Source organism: Acinetobacter rathckeae, from assembly GCF_015627125.1.
Taxonomy (GTDB): Bacteria; Pseudomonadota; Gammaproteobacteria; order Pseudomonadales; family Moraxellaceae; genus Acinetobacter; species Acinetobacter rathckeae.
On record NZ_VTDO01000004.1, the window covers coordinates 275,015 to 294,654 of the forward strand.

Annotated in this window: 19 protein-coding genes; 8 read left to right on the top strand and 11 right to left on the bottom strand. The window is 40.5% G+C overall.

Annotated features, from left to right (window positions below; genetic code table 11):
- A complete protein-coding gene (locus tag I2F31_RS08870) occupies positions 1–1,173 on the top strand; it encodes a S41 family peptidase (protein WP_195768582.1) in 1,173 nt (390 codons plus the stop codon).
- Positions 1,174–1,490: 317 nt separating this feature from the next.
- Here the strand turns inward: I2F31_RS08870 and gacA are convergent, their stop codons facing one another.
- Positions 1,491–2,126: a response regulator transcription factor GacA gene (gene gacA / locus I2F31_RS08875; RefSeq protein ID WP_195768581.1), complete on the bottom strand. Its 636-nt coding sequence runs from the start codon at positions 2,124–2,126 to the stop codon at positions 1,491–1,493.
- 209 nt (positions 2,127–2,335) lie between these two features.
- Between gacA and I2F31_RS08880 the strand changes: the two genes are divergently transcribed.
- Entirely contained in the window at positions 2,336–3,361 is a 1,026-nt protein-coding gene (locus I2F31_RS08880) for a serine hydrolase (protein WP_407647872.1), read from the top strand.
- Between the two features lie 60 nt (positions 3,362–3,421).
- Here I2F31_RS08880 and thrC read toward each other — a convergent pair whose 3' ends face one another.
- The 4 genes from thrC to xerD form a co-directional block, all read right to left on the bottom strand.
- On the bottom strand, positions 3,422–4,561 hold the full coding sequence (gene thrC, locus I2F31_RS08885; protein WP_195768579.1) for a threonine synthase: 1,140 nt from the start codon (positions 4,559–4,561) through the stop codon (positions 3,422–3,424).
- Between the two features lie 60 nt (positions 4,562–4,621).
- Entirely contained in the window at positions 4,622–5,923 is a 1,302-nt protein-coding gene (locus tag I2F31_RS08890) for a homoserine dehydrogenase (RefSeq protein WP_195768578.1), read from the bottom strand.
- 100 nt (positions 5,924–6,023) lie between these two features.
- Complete coding sequence (locus I2F31_RS08895) at positions 6,024–6,839, bottom strand: DsbC family protein (protein WP_195768577.1); 816 nt, start codon at positions 6,837–6,839, stop codon at positions 6,024–6,026.
- Positions 6,840–6,948: 109 nt separating this feature from the next.
- The gene (gene xerD / locus I2F31_RS08900) at positions 6,949–7,869 is read right to left on the bottom strand and encodes a site-specific tyrosine recombinase XerD (RefSeq protein WP_195768576.1); all 921 of its coding nucleotides are present in this window, start codon (positions 7,867–7,869) and stop codon (positions 6,949–6,951) included.
- 140 nt (positions 7,870–8,009) lie between these two features.
- Between xerD and I2F31_RS08905 the strand changes: the two genes are divergently transcribed.
- From I2F31_RS08905 to ftsW, 5 genes are all read left to right on the top strand, one after another.
- Entirely contained in the window at positions 8,010–8,273 is a 264-nt protein-coding gene (locus I2F31_RS08905) for a FeoA family protein (protein ID WP_195768575.1), read from the top strand.
- Positions 8,270–10,123: a ferrous iron transporter B gene (gene feoB / locus I2F31_RS08910; RefSeq protein ID WP_195773786.1), complete on the top strand. Its 1,854-nt coding sequence runs from the start codon at positions 8,270–8,272 to the stop codon at positions 10,121–10,123. Before I2F31_RS08905 ends, feoB begins: the two co-directional genes overlap by 4 nt.
- A 17-nt stretch (positions 10,124–10,140) precedes the next feature.
- Positions 10,141–10,392: a DUF6587 family protein gene (locus tag I2F31_RS08915; protein ID WP_195768573.1), complete on the top strand. Its 252-nt coding sequence runs from the start codon at positions 10,141–10,143 to the stop codon at positions 10,390–10,392.
- A gap of 155 nt (positions 10,393–10,547) precedes the next feature.
- Positions 10,548–11,903 carry a UDP-N-acetylmuramoyl-L-alanine--D-glutamate ligase gene (murD, locus tag I2F31_RS08920; RefSeq protein ID WP_195768572.1) on the top strand — a complete coding sequence of 452 codons (1,356 nt, stop codon included), beginning with the start codon at positions 10,548–10,550 and terminating at the stop codon, positions 11,901–11,903.
- Positions 11,893–13,104: a putative lipid II flippase FtsW gene (gene ftsW, locus I2F31_RS08925; RefSeq protein ID WP_195773788.1), complete on the top strand. Its 1,212-nt coding sequence runs from the start codon at positions 11,893–11,895 to the stop codon at positions 13,102–13,104. Before murD ends, ftsW begins: the two co-directional genes overlap by 11 nt.
- A 40-nt stretch (positions 13,105–13,144) precedes the next feature.
- Here ftsW and gluQRS read toward each other — a convergent pair whose 3' ends face one another.
- The 4 genes from gluQRS to I2F31_RS08945 all read right to left on the bottom strand — a co-directional run bounded on the left by gluQRS (position 13,145) and on the right by I2F31_RS08945 (position 16,215).
- Positions 13,145–14,032, bottom strand: a complete 888-nt coding sequence (gene gluQRS, locus I2F31_RS08930) for a tRNA glutamyl-Q(34) synthetase GluQRS (RefSeq protein ID WP_195768570.1) — start codon at positions 14,030–14,032, stop codon at positions 13,145–13,147.
- A gap of 4 nt (positions 14,033–14,036) precedes the next feature.
- Entirely contained in the window at positions 14,037–14,561 is a 525-nt protein-coding gene (dksA, locus tag I2F31_RS08935; RefSeq protein ID WP_195768569.1) for an RNA polymerase-binding protein DksA, read from the bottom strand.
- A gap of 218 nt (positions 14,562–14,779) precedes the next feature.
- Positions 14,780–15,556 (bottom strand): 3',5'-cyclic-AMP phosphodiesterase, encoded by a 777-nt coding sequence (gene cpdA / locus I2F31_RS08940; protein ID WP_195768568.1) that lies wholly within the window; start codon positions 15,554–15,556, stop codon positions 14,780–14,782.
- Positions 15,553–16,215: an NUDIX domain-containing protein gene (locus tag I2F31_RS08945; RefSeq protein WP_407647873.1), complete on the bottom strand. Its 663-nt coding sequence runs from the start codon at positions 16,213–16,215 to the stop codon at positions 15,553–15,555. The genes cpdA and I2F31_RS08945 overlap by 4 nt, the downstream gene beginning before the upstream one ends.
- Positions 16,216–16,576: 361 nt before the next feature.
- On the opposite strand from I2F31_RS08945, the gene phoU reads away from it, so the two are divergent.
- Positions 16,577–17,281: a phosphate signaling complex protein PhoU gene (gene phoU / locus I2F31_RS08950; protein WP_407647876.1), complete on the top strand. Its 705-nt coding sequence runs from the start codon at positions 16,577–16,579 to the stop codon at positions 17,279–17,281.
- Between the two features lie 373 nt (positions 17,282–17,654).
- Here the strand turns inward: phoU and I2F31_RS08955 are convergent, their stop codons facing one another.
- Positions 17,655–17,924: an oxidative damage protection protein gene (locus I2F31_RS08955; protein ID WP_195768565.1), complete on the bottom strand. Its 270-nt coding sequence runs from the start codon at positions 17,922–17,924 to the stop codon at positions 17,655–17,657.
- A 12-nt stretch (positions 17,925–17,936) separates the two neighbouring features.
- The gene (gene argH / locus I2F31_RS08960; RefSeq protein ID WP_195768564.1) at positions 17,937–19,376 is read right to left on the bottom strand and encodes an argininosuccinate lyase; all 1,440 of its coding nucleotides are present in this window, start codon (positions 19,374–19,376) and stop codon (positions 17,937–17,939) included.
- Positions 19,377–19,640: the final 264 nt, after the last annotated feature.

A 19,640-nucleotide genomic window follows, 5' to 3' on the forward strand; every position in this document is an offset into this window, starting at 1 on the left:
ATGATTGCACCACACAAAATACTGATCCTGTGGTTGGGTTTAATAAGTTGTGTGGGCAATGTTGCATCTGCTGCCGATACACAGTTTTCGGCAGCACCTTCAGATTTTGATAAAAATACTGCAAGTAGCCAAGAGATTCCGATAGAGTCTATTCAAAGCTTTGTGCAAATCTATGCCTTAATTAAAGACAATTATGTTGATGAAAAAGCAGATGACCAACTGTTTGACCAAGCCATTAAAGGTTTGGTGGGTGGTTTAGATCGTTACTCACGTTATTTGTCGCCAGAAGATTATAAAAAATTATTACAGTATACCGATGGTGATTTGGCATCGATTGATTTTGAACTCATTTTAGACAAATCAAAACAACAGTGGTTTATTCGTGGTTTAAAAGATACTTCAGATTCAGCAAAGCTTGGCTTACATAATGGCCAGTCTATTTATAAAATAGATGGCGTTGAGTTGAAAGATTTAACAGTCGAGCAAGTCAAAAATTTGGTTTATGGTGCAATTGGTACAGCCATTAATGTGCAGACTACGCCAACATCACCCATAACAATTATTATTAGAAATCGCAAAATTGAAGCAGAAGTGAGTAGTACTTTATTAAAAAACCAAGTCTTAGTCATTAAAGTACCTGTCTTTCAACAAGAAACAGCCAGTGAAATTAAAAATACTCTAGATCGTTACGCGCGTAAACATGTAAAAACTGTACTTATTGATTTAAGAAATAACCCTGGTGGCTTATTGTCTTCAGCGGTCGAAACAGCAGATCTGTTTTTAACCAATGGCATGATTGTAAAAACGGTGAGTCGCTCTGAAGGAAGTCAGACTTTTCAGGCTTTGCCAAATAAAGAATTTAATGATTTAAAAATAGGCATTTTAATTAATCAGCGATCTGCCTCTGCGGCTGAAGTGTTTACTGCTGCCTTAAAAGACCACAGCCGTGCATGGGTCATGGGTGAAAAAAGTTATGGTAAAGGCGTAGTGCAAAAGTTATTTCCATTGCCGAATGGTGCTGCCGTGCAAATGACTGTGTCGCATTACATTACCCCAAATGGCAGTATGATTGATGGTAAAGGAATTATCCCTAATCAAGTCATCACGCCTGTAAGTGATGAAAAAGATGCGACGTATTTAGATACAGTATCAGAAGCGCTGCTTTTACAATAATTCACTTCATCGTAAGTACTTTCACGTTAGCTCAGCTTTTTTTACTGTGCATTTTTAGAAGTAGACGCCGTAAAGATTTTATATCGTGAAGAAGTATATTTAAGAAATTTATTTTAAATACTGTTCGGGCCAGGTAGATATTTATCCACCCGAGTGTCCCAAAATCAGCAGTTACAAGTTGGCTATCAAAAGCAGACTCTATACGATATAAACGCTTTGTCTACCACCATATGATTAACAAAATAGATGATTTGGTTCTGTGATTAAATCCAAGCACGATGTCATTTTTTAGCGAAAATATAGGCCTTGAAAAAGTTTTACACCTGAATGAGGTTATAGCGTAGTGCTAAATGGGTTAATTTCACATCACTGTCAATATTGAGCTTTTCAAAAATACGGTAACGATAGGTGTTGACAGTTTTTACACTGACAAAAAGCTTATCTGCAATTTCTTGAGCACTGTGGCAATTTACAACCATCATGGCCACTTGCATTTCTCGTTCAGACAATTGGTCAAATGGTGATTGTTGTTGATCAGATAAATATGAGCTGGCCAATTGCTCGGCAATATCTGCACTAAAATATTTACCACCTTGCATGACTTTTTTAATGGCACGAATCATTTCATCAATGGGTGCACCTTTGGTGATATAACCTTTTGCACCTGCTTTTAAAATCAGTGATGGGTAAGGTTCTTCAGACAGACCACTCACAGCAATTACGCGTGTTTCAGGTGCACTTTGTACAATACGACGTGTGGTCTCAATCCCACCAATGCCCGGCATATTTACATCGAGTAGAACAATGTTTGGGTGATGTTGTTTTGTCAATGCCAGTGCATCTTCGCCAGACTCAGCTTCTGCAATTACATGAATACCAACTTGGTCTGCTAACATTCGACAAATACCAGTACGTACCAATTCGTGGTCATCTACGACTAAAACTGAAATCACATTTTACCTCGTGGGCTAACTTTTTTGTTACATAAAGCAAATTAAACTTGCAATTTTACCGTAAAGTTAGCAATGTTAACTTAAGACACAAACAGGTCTCGTATTTATGCGAAACCATGAGTTTGCAATGTTCTTCTATATGCCAATGTAAGTCAATTGGTGATTATAAGCAAATGTCTCTCAGCGTCCTTTGAGTCGAGTGTAATATTTTGAAAATTTTGAAGAAAATCTCGATATGCTTTTTAGGTATGTCGCTTTTTATGGGGCTATCTAGCACAAGTTTTGCTGAGCTCCAGATAAATAGTACGCCTATCAGTGTACCTAAAGCACATATCAGTTGGTCTGATGATGATGCTAAAAATCTATTGTCTGATGATACCAGCGAAGAGGATACGCCTGAGGGCAGCACCGTTGTTTCTATTACGCATAGACCAAGCACGACAAGCAATAGTGCCCCTGTTTCTGACACGCGGTTTTTTAACAATGCAGGGCCAATGGTCAAGGCAGGTTCAGCTTTGGTGATGGATGCTCAGACAGGTGAGGTGCTGTTTAGTAAAAATAGCAGTACAGCACGCCCAATGGCTTCGATTACTAAATTGATGACTGCTGTAGTGATTGCAGATGCACATTTAAATATGTCTGAGCAAATTACTTTAGACCCAATTGACTTTGTTGGGCCCAAACAGGCGAGTACTAAGCTTCGTGTGGGCGACCAAATGAATCGTGCAGAAGTTTTACTGATGGCACTGATGAAGTCTGAAAACCCAGCGGCAGCGGCATTGGCTCGTACTTACCCAGGTGGGAAGCCTGCTTTTATTAGTGCAATGAATTTAAAAGCACAGCAACTCGGTATGAGTTCTACGCATTATTTTGAATCTACAGGTCTAGATGCTCGTAATGTCTCTTCGGCTCGTGACTTGGCCATTTTAGTGGCTGAAGCGTATAAATATGGTGTGATTCGTCAGTTTTCATCAACGGCACATTATGACTTTGATTTAGGTTATCGTGTTTTAAATGCCAGTAATACCAATGCGTTGGTACGTAATGGTGGTTGGAATATTAACTTGTCAAAAACAGGTTATATCAATGAAGCAGGCCGTTGCGTTGTTATGCACACTACGGTGAACTCTCGCCCTGCGGTTGTGGTATTAATGGGTGAACCATCTACTGAAGCACGTAATGCAGATGCCACTGATTTATTAAACTGGCTGAGTGCTTTACCAAAAGATGCTTAATATCATTGAAGTAAGCATAAAAAAACCCTGTGATAGCACAGGGTTTTTTTATTAAGTCTTTTACATATTGGCCAAGATAGATGTTTTAACATCGTTCATGGTGGCATCAATTGTCAGCATTACTGCATCTGCACATTGTTTAATGGCAGTGTCTGGGTCTTTTAGACCGTTACCTGTTACGGTACATACAATCACTGAACCTTCAGCAATTTTACCTGCTTTAATGTCACGGATTGCACCACCAATAGATGCTGCAGAAGCAGGCTCTACAAACACACCTTCATACATTGAAAGCATACGCTGTGCTTCTAAAATTTCGCTGTCTTGAAGTTCGTCAAACCAACCATTTGAGTCTCGTACTACCGCTTTAGCATGGTTCCAGCTTTGTGGATTACCAATACGAATGGCTGTAGCGACAGTTTCAGGCGAGGCAATTGGTGCACCACGTAAAAAAGGTGCAGCACCAGACGCTTGGTAACCCACCATTTGCGGTAAACCTTCAGGTTTTGGCCCTGTAAATTGGTCAGTTTCAGCATCATAAACTACTTGCTCAAACTCGCCAGCAGGTTGGTTTGCCACGGCTTCTGTGTAACCCATCCAGTGTGCAGTAATATTACCCGCATTACCTACAGGTAGGCAGTGGTAATCTGGTGCACGACCGAGTGCTTCAACCACTTCATAAGCAATGGTTTTTTGCCCTTGTAAACGGTATGGGTTAATTGAGTTTACAATCGTTACTGGTGCTTCGCTGGCAATTTCTTTAACCAAACGCATACCATCATCGAAGTTACCACGAATTTGCATGGTAATTGCACCGTACATCATGGCTTGTGCCATTTTACCCATGGCAATTTTGCCTTCAGGAATCAGTACAAATGCTTTGATGCCAGCACGAGCAGCATAAGCGGCGGCAGCTGCCGATGTATTACCTGTAGATGCACAAATAATGGCTTTAGAACCTTCTTCAACCGCTTTTGTGACAGCCATGGTCATACCACGGTCTTTAAATGAACCTGTTGGGTTTAGGCCTTCATATTTGACATAAATTTCAACATCTTTACCAATAATACGTGGAATGTTTTCAAGCTTAATCAGTGGCGTGTTACCTTCGCCCAAAGAGATTGCACGTGTGGTTTGAGATACAGGTAAACGATCACGATAGCGATCTACAAGACCAGTATAACGATTGGCATTCGACATGATGATGTTCCAAAATTTGTTAAAGCAGGTGAGGGTTTGATCCTCACCGAGGAAAATTGATTAGCTATCAAGCGATTCTAAACGAATTCTTACGATTTCGCCATGTGTTGCAGGCAATGCTTGAATTTTTGTGATCGCTTCATCCATCTGAGATTCAGTAATTGGATCAGTCATAATCACAATCGGTACACGGTCTTTTAAGCGAGGCTGTTGCAAGATAGCATCAATACTAATACCACAACGGCTTAAGATGGTGGTAATGTCAGCCAGTACGCCTGTGTGATCGTCAACATTAACACGTAAGTAGTAACCTGTTGTGAATTCTTCACGTGTTAAAATATTGATGTCTTCAAGTGACTCAAACGCCAGCTGAGGGATTGTCCCTGAACCATCTTCGGTATAAGAGATATCACGTACAATATCAATAATATCTGCAACCACAGCAGAAGCTGTTGGGCCACCGCCTGCTCCTGGACCTGAGTACATGGTTTGACCAACGGCACTGGCTTTTACAGACACTGCATTTTGTACACCATTTACATTTGCAAGTGGTTGTTCTTTCGGAATAAGTGTTGGGTGGACACGTAGTTCAATGCCTTTTGGCGAACGGCGAGCAATCCCTAAGTGTTTAATGCAAAAGCCAAGCTCTTCGGCATATTGCACATCTTGTGCAGTGATTTTACTGATGCCTTCGGTATAGACTTTGTCAAATTGTAGTGGAATACCAAAAGCGATAGATGCCAATAGGGTGAGTTTGTGAGCAGCATCAATGCCTTCAACATCAAAGGTTGGGTCAGCTTCTGCATAACCAAGCTCTTGAGCTTCTTTCAGTACTTCTGGAAATGGGCGAGCCTTGTCACGCATCTCGGTTAAAATAAAGTTGCCTGTACCGTTAATAATGCCTGCTAACCATTCAATACGGTTAGCTGCAAGGCCTTCTCGCATGACTTTAATAATTGGAATGCCACCTGCAACTGCTGCTTCATAGGCAATTTGCACGGTGTTTTGGTCCGCTGCAGTAAACAGCTCGTTACCATGCTCTGCAAGGAGCGCTTTATTTGCAGTGACGACTTGCTTGCCGTGTTTAATGGCTTCAATAAAAATTTCTTTGGCAGGAGAGAGGCCACCAATCAGTTCAATGACAACATCGACATCGGGCTGACGGACGATGTCGAGTAGATCTGCACTTTGTTTAATGCCTTCAAGGTTAAGGTCTGGGCGTGGGCGACGGGTACCAACATGGGTAATCTGAATTTCTCGACCTGTACGGCGTTTAATTTCTTTTGCATTTTCTTGTAATAGTTGCAGTACACCAGCACCGACAGTGCCTAGGCCAAGAATGGCCAAACGAACAGGTTTCACGTTACACTCCAAAAATAATCTAACGATTGACTTTAGATCATAGCTAAAAAAAATGAGATTACATAGGTAAAGATGTGTGAATCTTTACCTATTTTTTTAATTATTTGCTTAAACGTTTCGCTAAGTCATCTGCTGTGAGGTAGCCACCAAGGTAGTGACCATCTTGGCTGTAAATTGCAGGTGTACCATTTACGCCAATTTTCATGCCGAGCATGTACTGTTCTTTTACAGGGTTTTTACATTCAGCAGGCGTGACACTTTCGCCTTTTACAGCAGCAGCAAAAGCGGCCTTACGGTCTTTGCTACACCAAATGCTTTGCATGGTTGGGTAAAATTGTTCACCACGTGGCCATGCAATATAACGAACTTCGATGCCTTTGGCGGTAATTTCAGGCAATGATTCGTGGAGTTTGTGGCAATACGGGCAACTTGCATCGGTAAATACATAAACAATATGCTGTGTTTTGCCTTGTGCTGGGTAAACAATCAGGTCTTTATTGTCTAAAGCTGCGAAAAGCTTTTTATTTTCTACGGCTTGTAAGTCATCACCTACATTGTGAATTTTACCTTCGCCAAGACCCAAAATATCGCCTTGAATAACATATTTACCATCTGCTGTGGCATATACAGCAGGGGCACCATCTAAACTGACCCAGTAAATATTGGGTACTTCAGTTTTTTTAATGTCTGTGACTTTAATGTTGATGTTTGATTTTTTGAATTGTTCTTCAAATGTTGCGATCAGACGCTGTTTTTCATTCCGCTCCAAAATAGGCGATGCTTCACCTGTAGCAGGTGTAGTGGCAGTGAGGGTATCACTTTTTTGTTCATTAACTTTGTCTTTTGAACAACCTGAAAGCAATGCACTGAGTGCAAGGGTGCAGGCAATGGCCGTTTGAGTATAACGAAAGAACATAAAAAACCTTTTCTAGTCAAATAGTAGTCAATAACTGTGGCTTAGCATAGCAAAAATATTTCACATATTTGTGAATTTTCATGGTGTAAATGTCACAGGGCATTTTACGTTAGCCTCTTGGGTGAAACTTTTCATGGAGTTGCTGTAATCGAACTTGTGCAACATGGGTATAAATTTGAGTGGTCGATAGGTCCTGATGGCCAAGTAGCATTTGTACCACACGTAAGTCTGCACCATGGTTAATTAAGTGTGTGGCAAAAGCGTGGCGTAGGGTATGTGGAGAAAGTGGTGCATTGATGTTGGCGATTAATGCATATCTTTTAATCATATACCAAAAATTTTGTCGACTCATGAGTCCACCATGTTGGGTGAGAAACACATAGTCAATGGTACTTTGATACAGTTGTGGTCGTGCTTCATGAAGATATTTTTCGAGCCAATCGATTGCTGTTAAACCCAGCGGTACAAGGCGTTCTTTATTGCCCTTACCTTTAATACGAATAAAACCTTGTTTAAGATTGAGGCGATCTGTTTCTAATGTAATAAGTTCGCTGACGCGTAGACCAGATGCATATAATACTTCAAGCATGGCTCGATCACGTAAACCGAGCGTGGTATTGATATCTGGGGCATGTATGAGTGCTTCAACATCTTGTTCACTCAAGTCTTTGGGTAATGCTTGGCCGAGCTTCGGGCTTTTATGTTGTGCCAAGGGGTTATCTGTACGTAGTTTTTGTTCACGTAAGAATTTAAAAAATGAGCGCAGTGCCGAAAGAGTACGAGCAATTGAGCGTGGACTTTTATCTTGGGTTTTGAGGGTGTCTAGCACAGTAGAGATATGTTCATGGTTCCAATAAGGTATGGGCTCATTGCAAAGTGGTGCACACTGAATTAAGTCGCTTAAATAGGCATTACGGGTATGGGGGCTGACGGAATTTGCCACCAAATAATCACGGTAGGTCTGTAAAAAAGGCATGCTTGGTGGAATATTTATGGCACTGGGGGTACGTGGTTTTTTATTGGTTGGCATATTTAACAGGATAAATACATTTAATTTAATTTAATTTGATTGTGAAGTCGATGAAAGAGGTCATGTTTGTTCACATTTACAACATATAAATTATTCTCATTTCGCTTTATAATCATAAAAAATAGTATGGAATCATTACGGTGCGACTATCAGAGTTAAAAGTCAAGCAAGCTGCTATTATCCAAAGCGTGAGCTGCCATTCTTCTGACGCAGAGCAAAGTGATTTAATCGCAAGTCGGCTAGACACGTTAGGCTTTGTGCCTGGGGTACAAGTGAAAGTGATTGCACGAGGTATTTTCGGTGGAGACCCAATACTAATTCAGGTAGGATTCACGCGTTTTGCACTGCGTAAGTCTGAAGCAGAAAAAATTGAAGTCAGTTTAGAGCGGGGAGTTTCCGCATGAGTGAGGCACTAAGGGTCGCCCTTGTGGGTAACCCAAACTGTGGTAAAACATCTGTATTTAACCAACTCACAGGTACACGACAAAAGGTAGGTAACTATGCAGGTGTGACGGTAGAACGTAAGGTTGGCTTTTTTAATCTACCCTCAGGTCAACAGGTTCGTGTTTTAGATTTACCAGGGACGTATAGCTTAAATGCGACTAGCCCAGATGAAGCAGTCACACGTGATGTATGTTTGGGTAAAATTGAAACTGAAGCACAGCAAGATGCTTTTTTATGTGTGGTTGATGCCACCAATTTAAGTCTACATTTAGGTTTAGTGCTTGAAGTGATTGCTTTGGGTAAGCCTGTGCTTGTTGTGTTGAATATGATGGACGAAGTACGTCGCCGTGGTATTCAAATTAATGTGCAAAAGTTGTCTGAGTATCTGGGTGTAGCAGTAGTCGAAACTGTGGCTAAAAATGCTTCAGGTGTAAGCAATTTAGTCAACGCTTTGCAAGAGCGTCGCTTTTCTTTTCCATCACACGAAATAAATCAGCTGACGGGAACATCACATCAAAAAGTACAGCGTATTTTAAAAGATGTAGTGGTTTATGTAGACCAAGAAGATAAGCGTACTGAATTTTTAGACCGTATTTTTCTACACCCTGTACTGGGTTTAGTGACCTTAACTCTACTCATGTTTATTGTCTTTCAGGCCGTGTTTACATGGGCTGCACCATTTATGGACAGCATTGAAGGGGCGTTTAAGTGGTTTGGTGAGCTTGTCGGTGGCATGATTTCACAACCACTGTTACATAGCTTGGTGGTCGATGGTGTGATTGCAGGTGCAGGTAGTGTAGTGGTGTTCTTGCCACAAATTATTATCTTATTTTTCTTTATTTTATTACTAGAAGAAACAGGATATTTACCACGTGCCGCATTTTTACTCGATAAGCTGATGTATAAAGCAGGTTTGAGTGGTCGTTCATTTATTCCACTGCTGTCGAGTTTTGCGTGTGCCATTCCAGGGATTATGGCGACTCGGAGTATTCATGACTCTCGTGATCGCTTGACCACCATTTTAGTGGCACCACTGATGACGTGTTCAGCACGTTTACCTGTGTATGCTTTACTGATCTCAGCATTTATTCCCAATGAAACGGTATTAGGTTTCTTAAGTTTACAGGGTTTGGTGTTATTTGCACTGTACATGGCAGGTATTGTGAGTGCACTCATAGTTGCGTCTATTATTAAACTGTTTCAAAAAGATAAATCTCAGTATGCTTTACTGATGGAATTGCCAAGTTATCAGTTACCAAGTGTAAAAAGTATTGCGATTGGTTTATTAGACCGAGGTAAAATCTTTTTAAGACGCGTGGGCGGTATTATTTTTGCGTTGTCTATTTTGTTATGGTTTTTGTGTACCTTTCCACAAGCCCCAGAGCATGCCACATTACCTGCGATAGATTATAGTTTTGCAGGGCGTTTAGGGCAGATGATTCAACCTTTGTTCGAACCGATTGGTTTTAACTGGCAAATTTGTATTGCACTGATTCCTGCCATGGCGGCACGTGAGGTGGTGGTTGCGGCGCTCGGTACGGTATATGCATTGTCTGGTGCGAGTGATGATGAAGTTGCACAAGGTTTATCCCACCTCATTAGTTCACCAAATTCAGGTTGGACGATTGCGACAGGATTATCTTTGTTGGTTTGGTTTATTTATGCACCGCACTGTTTAGCAACACTGGCAACAGTACGCCGTGAAACAGGTTCTTGGCGTATGGTTGCATTTATGACAATTTATTTGTTTGGTTTGGCGTATTTGGCAGCCTTTCTGACCTATCAAATTGCCTTACATTATTTTGGCTAAAACTGAAGGAGGCTAAAATGGTTGAGATCGTGATTATTGCAGCATTGGTGATTTGGAGTGCGGTCTATACGTTTAATAAAGTATTTCCGAAATCTGCATTCAAAGTATTTAACGCTTTAGCCAATGTTTTAGAGCAACAGAAACTCCATAAATTGGCCTCTTGGGTTAGACCTGCCATGGTGACAGGCTGTGGTGGTGGTTGTGGCTGTAGCTCCGCCGAAAAGCCAGCGAAAGTTACTGAAACGACAAAAGCAGTGAAGTGGAAATAAAATTTAACTGCGCTGTATAATAAAAAGCCACCCAAGCGGTGGCTTTTTACTTGAATAACACAAAAAACCTTTGCTAGATTTAATCTGTAAAAGCAATCTGAAAAACAAAGTGCTACCATTTGGGCATTAAAAAATCACAATACAAAAGGATCTATATGTTAATTCAGCGTGGCGGGTTAAAAGTCGTGGCAGGGCTTGGTGTGTCAGGTGTTTCGGCGGTTAACTTTTTGGTTGAAAAAGGCTACCGTGTGGCCGTAACGGACTCTAGAGCGACACCACCAGGTTATGATCAGATTCCAAAACATATAGACACTCATTTTGGGCAACTTGACCAAGAGTTATTGCTTAGTGCTGAAGAGATTATTTTAAGCCCTGGGCTCTCACCACAAACGCCTGAAATTCAGCAGGCCATCGCTCAAGGTATTTCGGTCGTCGGTGATATACAGCTACTACGCCGTGCAACAGATGTGCCGATTATTGCGATTACTGGCTCAAATGCAAAAAGTACTGTCACAACCTTGATGGGTCAAATGGCCCAAGATGCAGGGAAAAAAGTGGCTGTAGGCGGTAATTTGGGTCGTCCTGCATTAGATTTACTCAAAGATGAGCCTGAATGCATTATCTTAGAGTTGTCTAGTTTCCAATTAGAAATGACCTCAAATTTACATGCAGAAGTGGCGGTGGTGTTAAATATCAGTGAAGACCACTTAGACCGTCATGGAGATATGCTTGGTTACCACACTGCAAAGCACCGTATTTTTCAGGGTGTAAAGCATGTGGTATATAACCGAGATGACAGCTTAACTCGCCCTTTTGTACCAGATGCAACGCCTATGAAAAGTTTTGGCCTGACTGCACCAGACATGAACCAATACGGTATTTTAACAGACTTAGATGGCACGATTTGGCTTGCCCGTGGTCGTGAACGTTTAATTAAAAGCAGTGCGTTATATATTCAAGGGACACACAATGTGGCCAATGCTTTGGCATGTTTGGCAATTGGTGAGTTTATGGGGCTTGCTCAACAGAGCATGCTCGAAACACTCAAACACTTTAAAGGTCTTGCACACCGCTGTGAGTATGTAGCCACTAAAGCTGGCGTTCGCTATTACAATGACTCCAAAGGCACAAATATTGGGGCAACCATTGCTGCAATAGATGGCCTAGGTCAAGCGATTGCTACACAGCAAGGCAAGGTTGTTTTAATTTTAGGTGGGCAAAGTAAGGGGCAAGACTTTAGCGTACTTAAAACTGCATTGGCACGTTATGTGAAGCATGTGGTGATGATTGGTGAAGATGCCAGCAAAATTAACACTGCACTGGCAGGCATTGTACCAGTCACGTTTGCCAACACCTTGGTAGACGCTGTGCAACTGGCGCAGCAACAGAGCGAAAGCCAAGATGTCGTACTGTTATCGCCTGCTTGTGCAAGTTTTGATATGTTTAAAGGCTACGTAGACCGAGGCCAACAGTTTGTGGCGTGTGTGGAGGCTTTGAGTCATGATCGGTAAAAAAAAGGCAACCATAGCAGCTGTCAAAGGATCGCGCTGGTCGGCGTGGTCTGAACGTCTGACCGAGATATTTCCACAAGAATTATGTGCTAGAAACATTCTTTTATTTTGTGTATTTTCTTTATTTGTCATTGGTGCGGTCATGGTGGCCTCAGCTTCTATGCCGTATGCAAGTACTACCTATAAAGACCCATTTTATTTTTTAGAGCGTCATATTATTTCAATTTTTGTGGCATTTATGGTTGCGGTGATTGTTTCTCGGTTTACCCTTGAAACATGGTTTCGAAATATTTTAACCATATGGCTGATGACGTTCTTTTTACTCGCAATCACCTTAATTATTGGTACAGAGGTCAATGGTGCACGGCGTTGGATACGTGTAGGCTTTTTTACCATACAACCGTCAGAAATTGCCAAACTAGTCATGGCTATTTTCACAGCAGATTATGTGGTACGCCGTGCCAATGAGGTCCGAAGTGGTTGGAAAGGACTTCGTCGGTTGATTTTTGTGATGGTTTTCTCTTTGATCGGTATTATCTTTGAGCCTGACTTTGGCTCGACTTTTGTGATCGTGGTGATGATGTTTGGGGTGTTCTTTTTAGCAGGTGCACCGTTTAAACAGTTTTTGATATTGGGTGGCGCACTGGTACTGGCATTGGGTGCACTGATTGCATTTGAGCCGTATCGTCTAGCACGTGTGATGTCTTTTTCTAATCCGTGGGAAGACCAACTGGGCTTGGGCTATCAGCTATCCAATGCACTCATGGCATTTGGCCGTGGTGAGTGGTTTGGGGTGGGGCTTGGGCATAGTATGCAAAAAATGTCTTATTTACCCGAAGCGCATACTGACTTTATGCTTGCAATTTTAGCCGAAGAGTTTGGTCTGTTTGGTATTGTGACTGTGTTGTCGTTAGAATTTATTATGTTGGCGTGTTGTTTGAAAATTGGTCATCGAGCGCTGCAAAATAACTACTTACGTGCAGGTTATTTGGCCTATGCAATTAGCTTTATTTTTCTGATGCAGATTTTAGTCAATGCAGGTATGAATATGGGGTTATTGCCAACCAAAGGTTTGACGCTACCCTTTATTAGTTATGGTGGCTCGTCTTTAATGATGTGTACAGCCATGATTGTATTGATTTTAAAAATTGATACATCGACTAAAAAAACCAATCCACAAAAAGAAATTTCTGATTTTTGAGTCTTAAAGAGGGCATGCTCAAGGTATTTGGGCAATCCTGTTATTCGAAAATACCGTTTAAGCATGTATGGCGAGGTATTTGCTCAGTAGACCATTGTGTAATGGCTTGCTTAAGCATCTTACTAGGGCGGTCAAGCTCAACAGGTGCTTGACCTAAACATTGCAATGCATGTTGAATGAGTTGTGGTGCTTTGTTGAAATCTAAAGCCTGTGCTAAATTTTGTTTTGAGAGTTTTTGGCCATGTTTATTCATCGCCAATGGTAAATGCATATAGTTCAAAGTAGGTGCTTTTAGTAATTGTGCAAGCCATATTTGACGGGCAGTATTGTCGAGCAGGTCTGCACCTCGTACCACATGGGTAATGCCTTGTAAGGCATCATCAACCACCACCGCAAGTTGATAATTAAAAATACCATCACGCCGTAACAAAACGAAATCACCCAAATCTTGCTGTAAGTTAGAGCAGTGTTCGCCTTGTAACTGATCTTGAAAGCAAATGGCTTGGTCGGTCACTTTGACCCGTATGGCTTGATGTTCAAAATCTAACTGACGATGACGACATGCCCCAGAATAAATGGCATTTGAGCCCAGCATTTTACGTGTGCATTGGCAAGCATAGACCAACTGCTGTTGTTTGAGTGTTTCAATGGCTTGATGATATAGGTCTAAACGGTCTTTTTGATAGAGAATAGGTGCATCTAGTTCAAATTCAAAATGCTCTAGACAGGCTAAAATATGTGAAATACTGCCTGACTCAATACGAGGAATATCTGTATCTTCAATGCGTACAAACCATTGACCCTGTTGAGACTTAGCCTCACAGTAGCTGGCAACGGCAGTAATGAGTGAGCCGAAATGAAGTGGGCCGGTTGGAGAGGGTGCAAACCGGCCACGATAAGCTTGAGGCTGAGTGTTGTTGACACTCATTGATTTAGCCTTTGTTTTGCTTTTCTTTAATTTCCGCCAGTGTTTTACAGTCAATACATAAAGTTGCTGTTGGACGGGCTTCTAAACGGCGTAAACCAATTTCAATACCGCAGGTTTCACAAAAACCATAGTCGCAGTTTTTAATGGCTTCTAAAGACTTTTCAATTTTACGAATTAAACGGCGTTCACGGTCACGCGTACGTAGTTCAATGGCAAATTCTTCTTCTTGCGTTGCACGGTCATTGACATCAGGTAAAGCAGATGACTCATCTTGCATTGCATTTAAAGTGCGGTCAACCTCAGACATAAGGTCATTACGCCAAGCCAAGAGAATTTTTTCGAAGTGCTCAAGCTGTGCATCAGACATGTACTCTTCATTTTTTTGTGGTTCGTATGGTGCAATACCAAAGAGGCTTGCTGTTGACCCTGAAGCTGTTTTAGCTTTAGTTTTACGCCCACGTTTTGGCATCTCAGCTGTAATGCCATTCGTTTGTTCATCTAACACTGGATTTAGAGCATCATTTGCCATAATTAGGCTTTCCTCATCATATACGTAATCACAACGTACAGGTGTTGTGGTGATCTGCAGGCTTTTTATTATTAACCTTTGCTATTGCAACACCACCTGTAAGGGCTCGCTATCATAAAGACTTTTTTTGTGCTTGAATAGTCTTTTTATTACCCCTTTTAATGATAAAGCAATAGTTAAGGCAAATTAAGTTAATATAAATTTCTAGCAATGAAAAGCTAATAGCCCGAAATATTAAGATTTATTTCTGATTGAGCATCGTAAACCCGATAGACTTCAGTGTCGAATTGGCCATTGTCATGTAGTTTAAGTACACGGTAGCCTGGCGCATTGGGGTCTAAAGCGAAATCTTTACTTTTGGGTTTAAATTGTACACAAGTTGATGGCACAGACAGTACCATAATATCCCCAAAACAAATTTCTGTTTCTTGATGAATATGGCCATGAATAATGGCTTTAATATTGCTGTGCTGTTCTATGATTTGAGTAAAGTCGCGGGTGTTTTTTAGACAATGCTGGTCAATCCAGTCTGAATCTACATGTAAAGGATGATGATGACAACCAATAATGATATGTTTATCTTGATGTTGTGTTAATAGATGCTCAAGGGTGCTGAGTTGTTCATGGTCTATACGACCATCAGTTTGTCCATCCACGGCACTACTGAGCAAAATAATACACCAAGGTGTTAAATCAATAACGGTTACTTTTTGCTGTTGCGGATATGGAAAATGACTTAAATTATCATGATTCCCTGGAGTTTGATAAAAAGGGACATTGAGTGTTTGCATATAGCTGATATAGCGATCATAAGTCACAGGCATTGCAACCTGAGCCACATCACCTGTATGAATAATACTGTCAACATTTTGATGTCGAGTACGAATATCATAAATAATGCGATGAAACGAGTCTTCTGGATTCATTTCAATAAAATTTTTTTCTGGCACATCCATTAAATGCGTGTCACTAATTTGCACAATTGTTTTTGTCATGATGTGTGCTCACTGGTTATGCTGGCGGATGTATGGTTTGCAATATGCTGTTGCAACCATTGTAGTGCCATAATTACAGGTGCATTACGTAGTTTTTGTTCAGCGAACAACTGAGGTAGCTCGTGGTAATTAAAAATATGAGCTTGAATATTTTCACCTTCTTCAACTAAGCCAAAAATAGCCCCGTTTTTTGGTAGTTCAGCTTGTGCAGTATAAAGGTAGAATAATTCATTACTTGCCCCAGCAGATGGATAGAAAGTAAATAGGTGGTGTAAGTCAAATAACTCACAGCCTGCTTCTTCTAAACTTTCACGGTATAAACATGCTTCCGGTGACTCATTGCCGTCAAGCAGTCCTGCAACAATTTCTAAATGCCATGGCGAGATAGGATCATCTATTGCACCTACTCGAAATTGTTCAATGAGTAAAAACTGCTGTTTAGCATCGTTATAAATGAGTACCCCTGCGGCCTTTTTCCGTTGGGCACACTCTCGTTCTACGATTTCAGAATAGTTATTTTGTTGAAATAGGCGATATGAAAGACTCACCCGTTCGAGTTTAACAAAGCCTGTATAAATTGGCTCTCTTTTAATGATTCTAAGATCTTTAACGGTATATTGAGTCGCCATTACAATTACACATGTACTAGGGGAGTTCATATGCTAACTGAGATTTAATCATCAATAAATGATTAATTTCCTTTCTTTTGTGATGCTATTTGCAGTATTTTTACTGAGCACTAAATGGCACAATATATTATTTTTAGTTTTTATTGTAATATTTTATTTACTTGCTTTTTTAGCATGTTTTTATTTTTTAGATTAAAAAGTCATCAATAAATAAAGTTATTTTTCTCATCATGATTTAGGCGAAAATCGATATAATTTGGCATCAAAAAAAATATGTATTTTTATCAAAATAGTATAATGCTGTCACTATATCGTCAAAGCAATGTGTTTTAATAGCAATACCAATTTTAAAAATACAGTTTTGGAGATCATCTTGACCTTAAAGAATCCGATGTTATCTCATCATATTTCATCACAATATAACGAAGATTTACAGGAAGTAAATGCCAAGTTTATGTCGATGGGTGGCTTACTTGAACAGCAAGTGACTGATGCGATTCATGCCCTTCTTGATGCAGATATTAGTCTAGCTGTTGATGTGCAATATAAAGAAAAAGCAGTCAATCGCTTAGAGCGTGAAATTGATGAAAGCCTGACTATTATATTGGCTCGTCGTCACCCTGCTGCCATTGATTTACGTATGGTGATTGCGATGAGTAAAGCCAATACAGATATGGAGCGTATTGGGGATGAATCTGCAAAAATTGCAGGGATTGCAAAAACGTTGTGTGAGGAGGGCGGCAGTGCCCGTGGCTTTATGGAAGCACGTCATATTGGTAATCAGGTGCGTGTAATGATTCATGAAGCACTTGATGCATTTGCACGTTTAGATACAGAACAAGCACTTAAAGTATTACGTGCAGATGCAGACACAGACCGTGAATATCAGTCAGCAACACGTACTTTAATGACATATATGATTGAAGATCCAAGACAAATTTCTCGTGTGTTGAATGTCATGTGGGTTTTACGTTCATTAGAGCGTATTGGTGACCATGCACGTAATATTGCAGAGCAAGTCATTTATATTGTGAAAGGGCTAGATGTTCGACATACCAGTGTTGATGAAATTGAAAAAAAGGTGAGTGAAGAGTAACGCTTTGGTGGTACTGTCACACATAATCAAGCGATCAGAGGTGTTTTAAAGTCATCACTGATCGCTTTTTATTTGGCTTTTAAAATAGTTGTATTTATTGGTATTGGAAAATAAACATCTTTATTGATGGAGGGTCACTCATTTTAAATAAAAAAAACCCCAAACCTTGGGGGAGGAATGGGGTGAATAAACAGTGTTACTTATTATTATAATAATAGCTTTAGCAGAGCTAACTTGATGTAACTATAGTACAAATAGATCATACATTTGTCATGGGTGATCGTGTAAAGCCTTGTAGCGTTATACATATAGTTTGTTAAGTTAGGTTACTCATGAACATAGTGGTCTTTATCAACTAAAAAATAATACAACATTAAGCGGGTTTCCAGCCTTCGGCCTTTTCTACGCTACTATCATTTTCAAAAAACTTCTCACGTTGTTCTTCTAAGAACTTTTTAGATTCAGGTTCAAATACATTAAGACGTTTTTCGTTAATGAGCGTTGTTTGATGTTGTAACCACTCTTGCCATGCTTGCTTTGAAACAGTTTTTAAGTACTCCTCACCTTTTGCCCCGGGGAATGGGGCAAAGTCTAAGGCATCCATGTTTTTTTGATATTTACGGCAAAATATTTGATTCGACACTGTGTTCTCCTGTTAAACCGTTGGTGTGTATAGGTTTTCAATACGAACATAAGCACGTTCAATCGCTGCTTCCACTTGCTTTGGTGCAGTGCCACCAATATGGTCACGTGCACTTACAGAGGCTTCAAGTGTCAGTGCTTTATCGAAGACATCTTGAGTAATTAAATCTGAAAATTGTTGTAGTTGATCAAGCGTCAGCTCAGACAGGTCTTTTTCTTCTGCGACACCAAGAGCCACAGCTTTACCGACAATTTCATGGGCATCACGAAAAGCCACGCCTTTTTTCACTAAGTAGTCTGCTAAGTCAGTTGCAGTTGAGAATCCTCGAAGGGCTGCTTCACGCATGATGTCTATATTTGGTACAAGAGCAGGAATCATGTCTGCAAATGCCATTAAGCAACCACGAATGGTGTCAATTGCATCAAATAAAGGTTCTTTGTCTTCTTGGTTATCTTTGTTGTATGCCAGTGGTTGACCTTTCATGAGGGTCAGTAAACTCATTAAATCGCCAAATACACGGCCTGACTTACCACGAACAAGCTCTGGTACATCTGGGTTTTTCTTTTGTGGCATGATTGATGAGCCTGTACAGAAGCGATCTGGAATTTGTACAAACTTAAATTGTGCCGATGTCCATAAAATTAATTCTTCAGACATACGAGATAAATGCATCATAATGAGTGCGGCAGCTGCATTAAACTCAATCGCAAAATCACGGTCTGATACAGCATCAAGCGAGTTTTCACAGACTGCGTCAAAGCCAAGAAGCTGTGCTGTATAGGCACGATTAATTGGGTAAGTTGTCCCTGCAAGTGCTGCCGAGCCAAGAGGCATACGGTTGGTACGCTTACGGCAGTCGAGTAAACGCTCGCTGTCACGTACTAGCATTTCAAACCAAGCCAAAAGATGATGGCTAAAAGTCACAGGCTGTGCTGTTTGCAAGTGGGTAAAACCAGGCATAATAGTATGTGTATGTTGTTTTGCCAAGGTTAAAATGCCAACTTGTAACTGTTTAAGCGTTTCGAGTGTGCTATCAATTTCGTCACGTAAATATAGTCGAATATCTGTTGCGACTTGGTCGTTACGGCTACGTCCAGTATGTAGTTTTTTACCTGTAATACCAATGCGTTTGGTGAGTTCGGCTTCAATGTTCATGTGCACATCTTCAAGGTCAATGCGCCAATTAAATTGTCCTGCTTCAATTTCTGCTTTAATTGTATTTAAGCCATGAATAATGTCATCACGTTCTGCTGTGGTGAGTACACCTACACTTGCAAGCATTGTTGCATGTGCAATAGAGCCTGCAATGTCTTGTTTATAAAAGCGTTGGTCAAATTGAACAGAAGCGGTAAATTCTGCCACAAATGCATCGGTCGCTTCTGTAAAGCGCCCGCCCCACATGCCTGAAGTTTGTTGAGGTGCTACATTTTTTTGGTCTGATGATGTGGTCATGGTCACTCAATGTCGTTAATTGTTGTAGGTAGATAGATATCATAGCAAATGTAAATATCTTAGCCTACATGATGATGTTTAAGTTATTTTAACAGATGCTGCTATAAATCCGAGATCCGTGTATATAAATGCTCAACTTTTTACAGTTTTTCATTTCATTAGATACAAGCATAGGTTTATTCGATGCTGATGATGATAAAACTTCGCAGAAATAGGCTTGCAATTTTCAGTGATCGGGTTAGTTTAGAGCCTAAATTTATTACG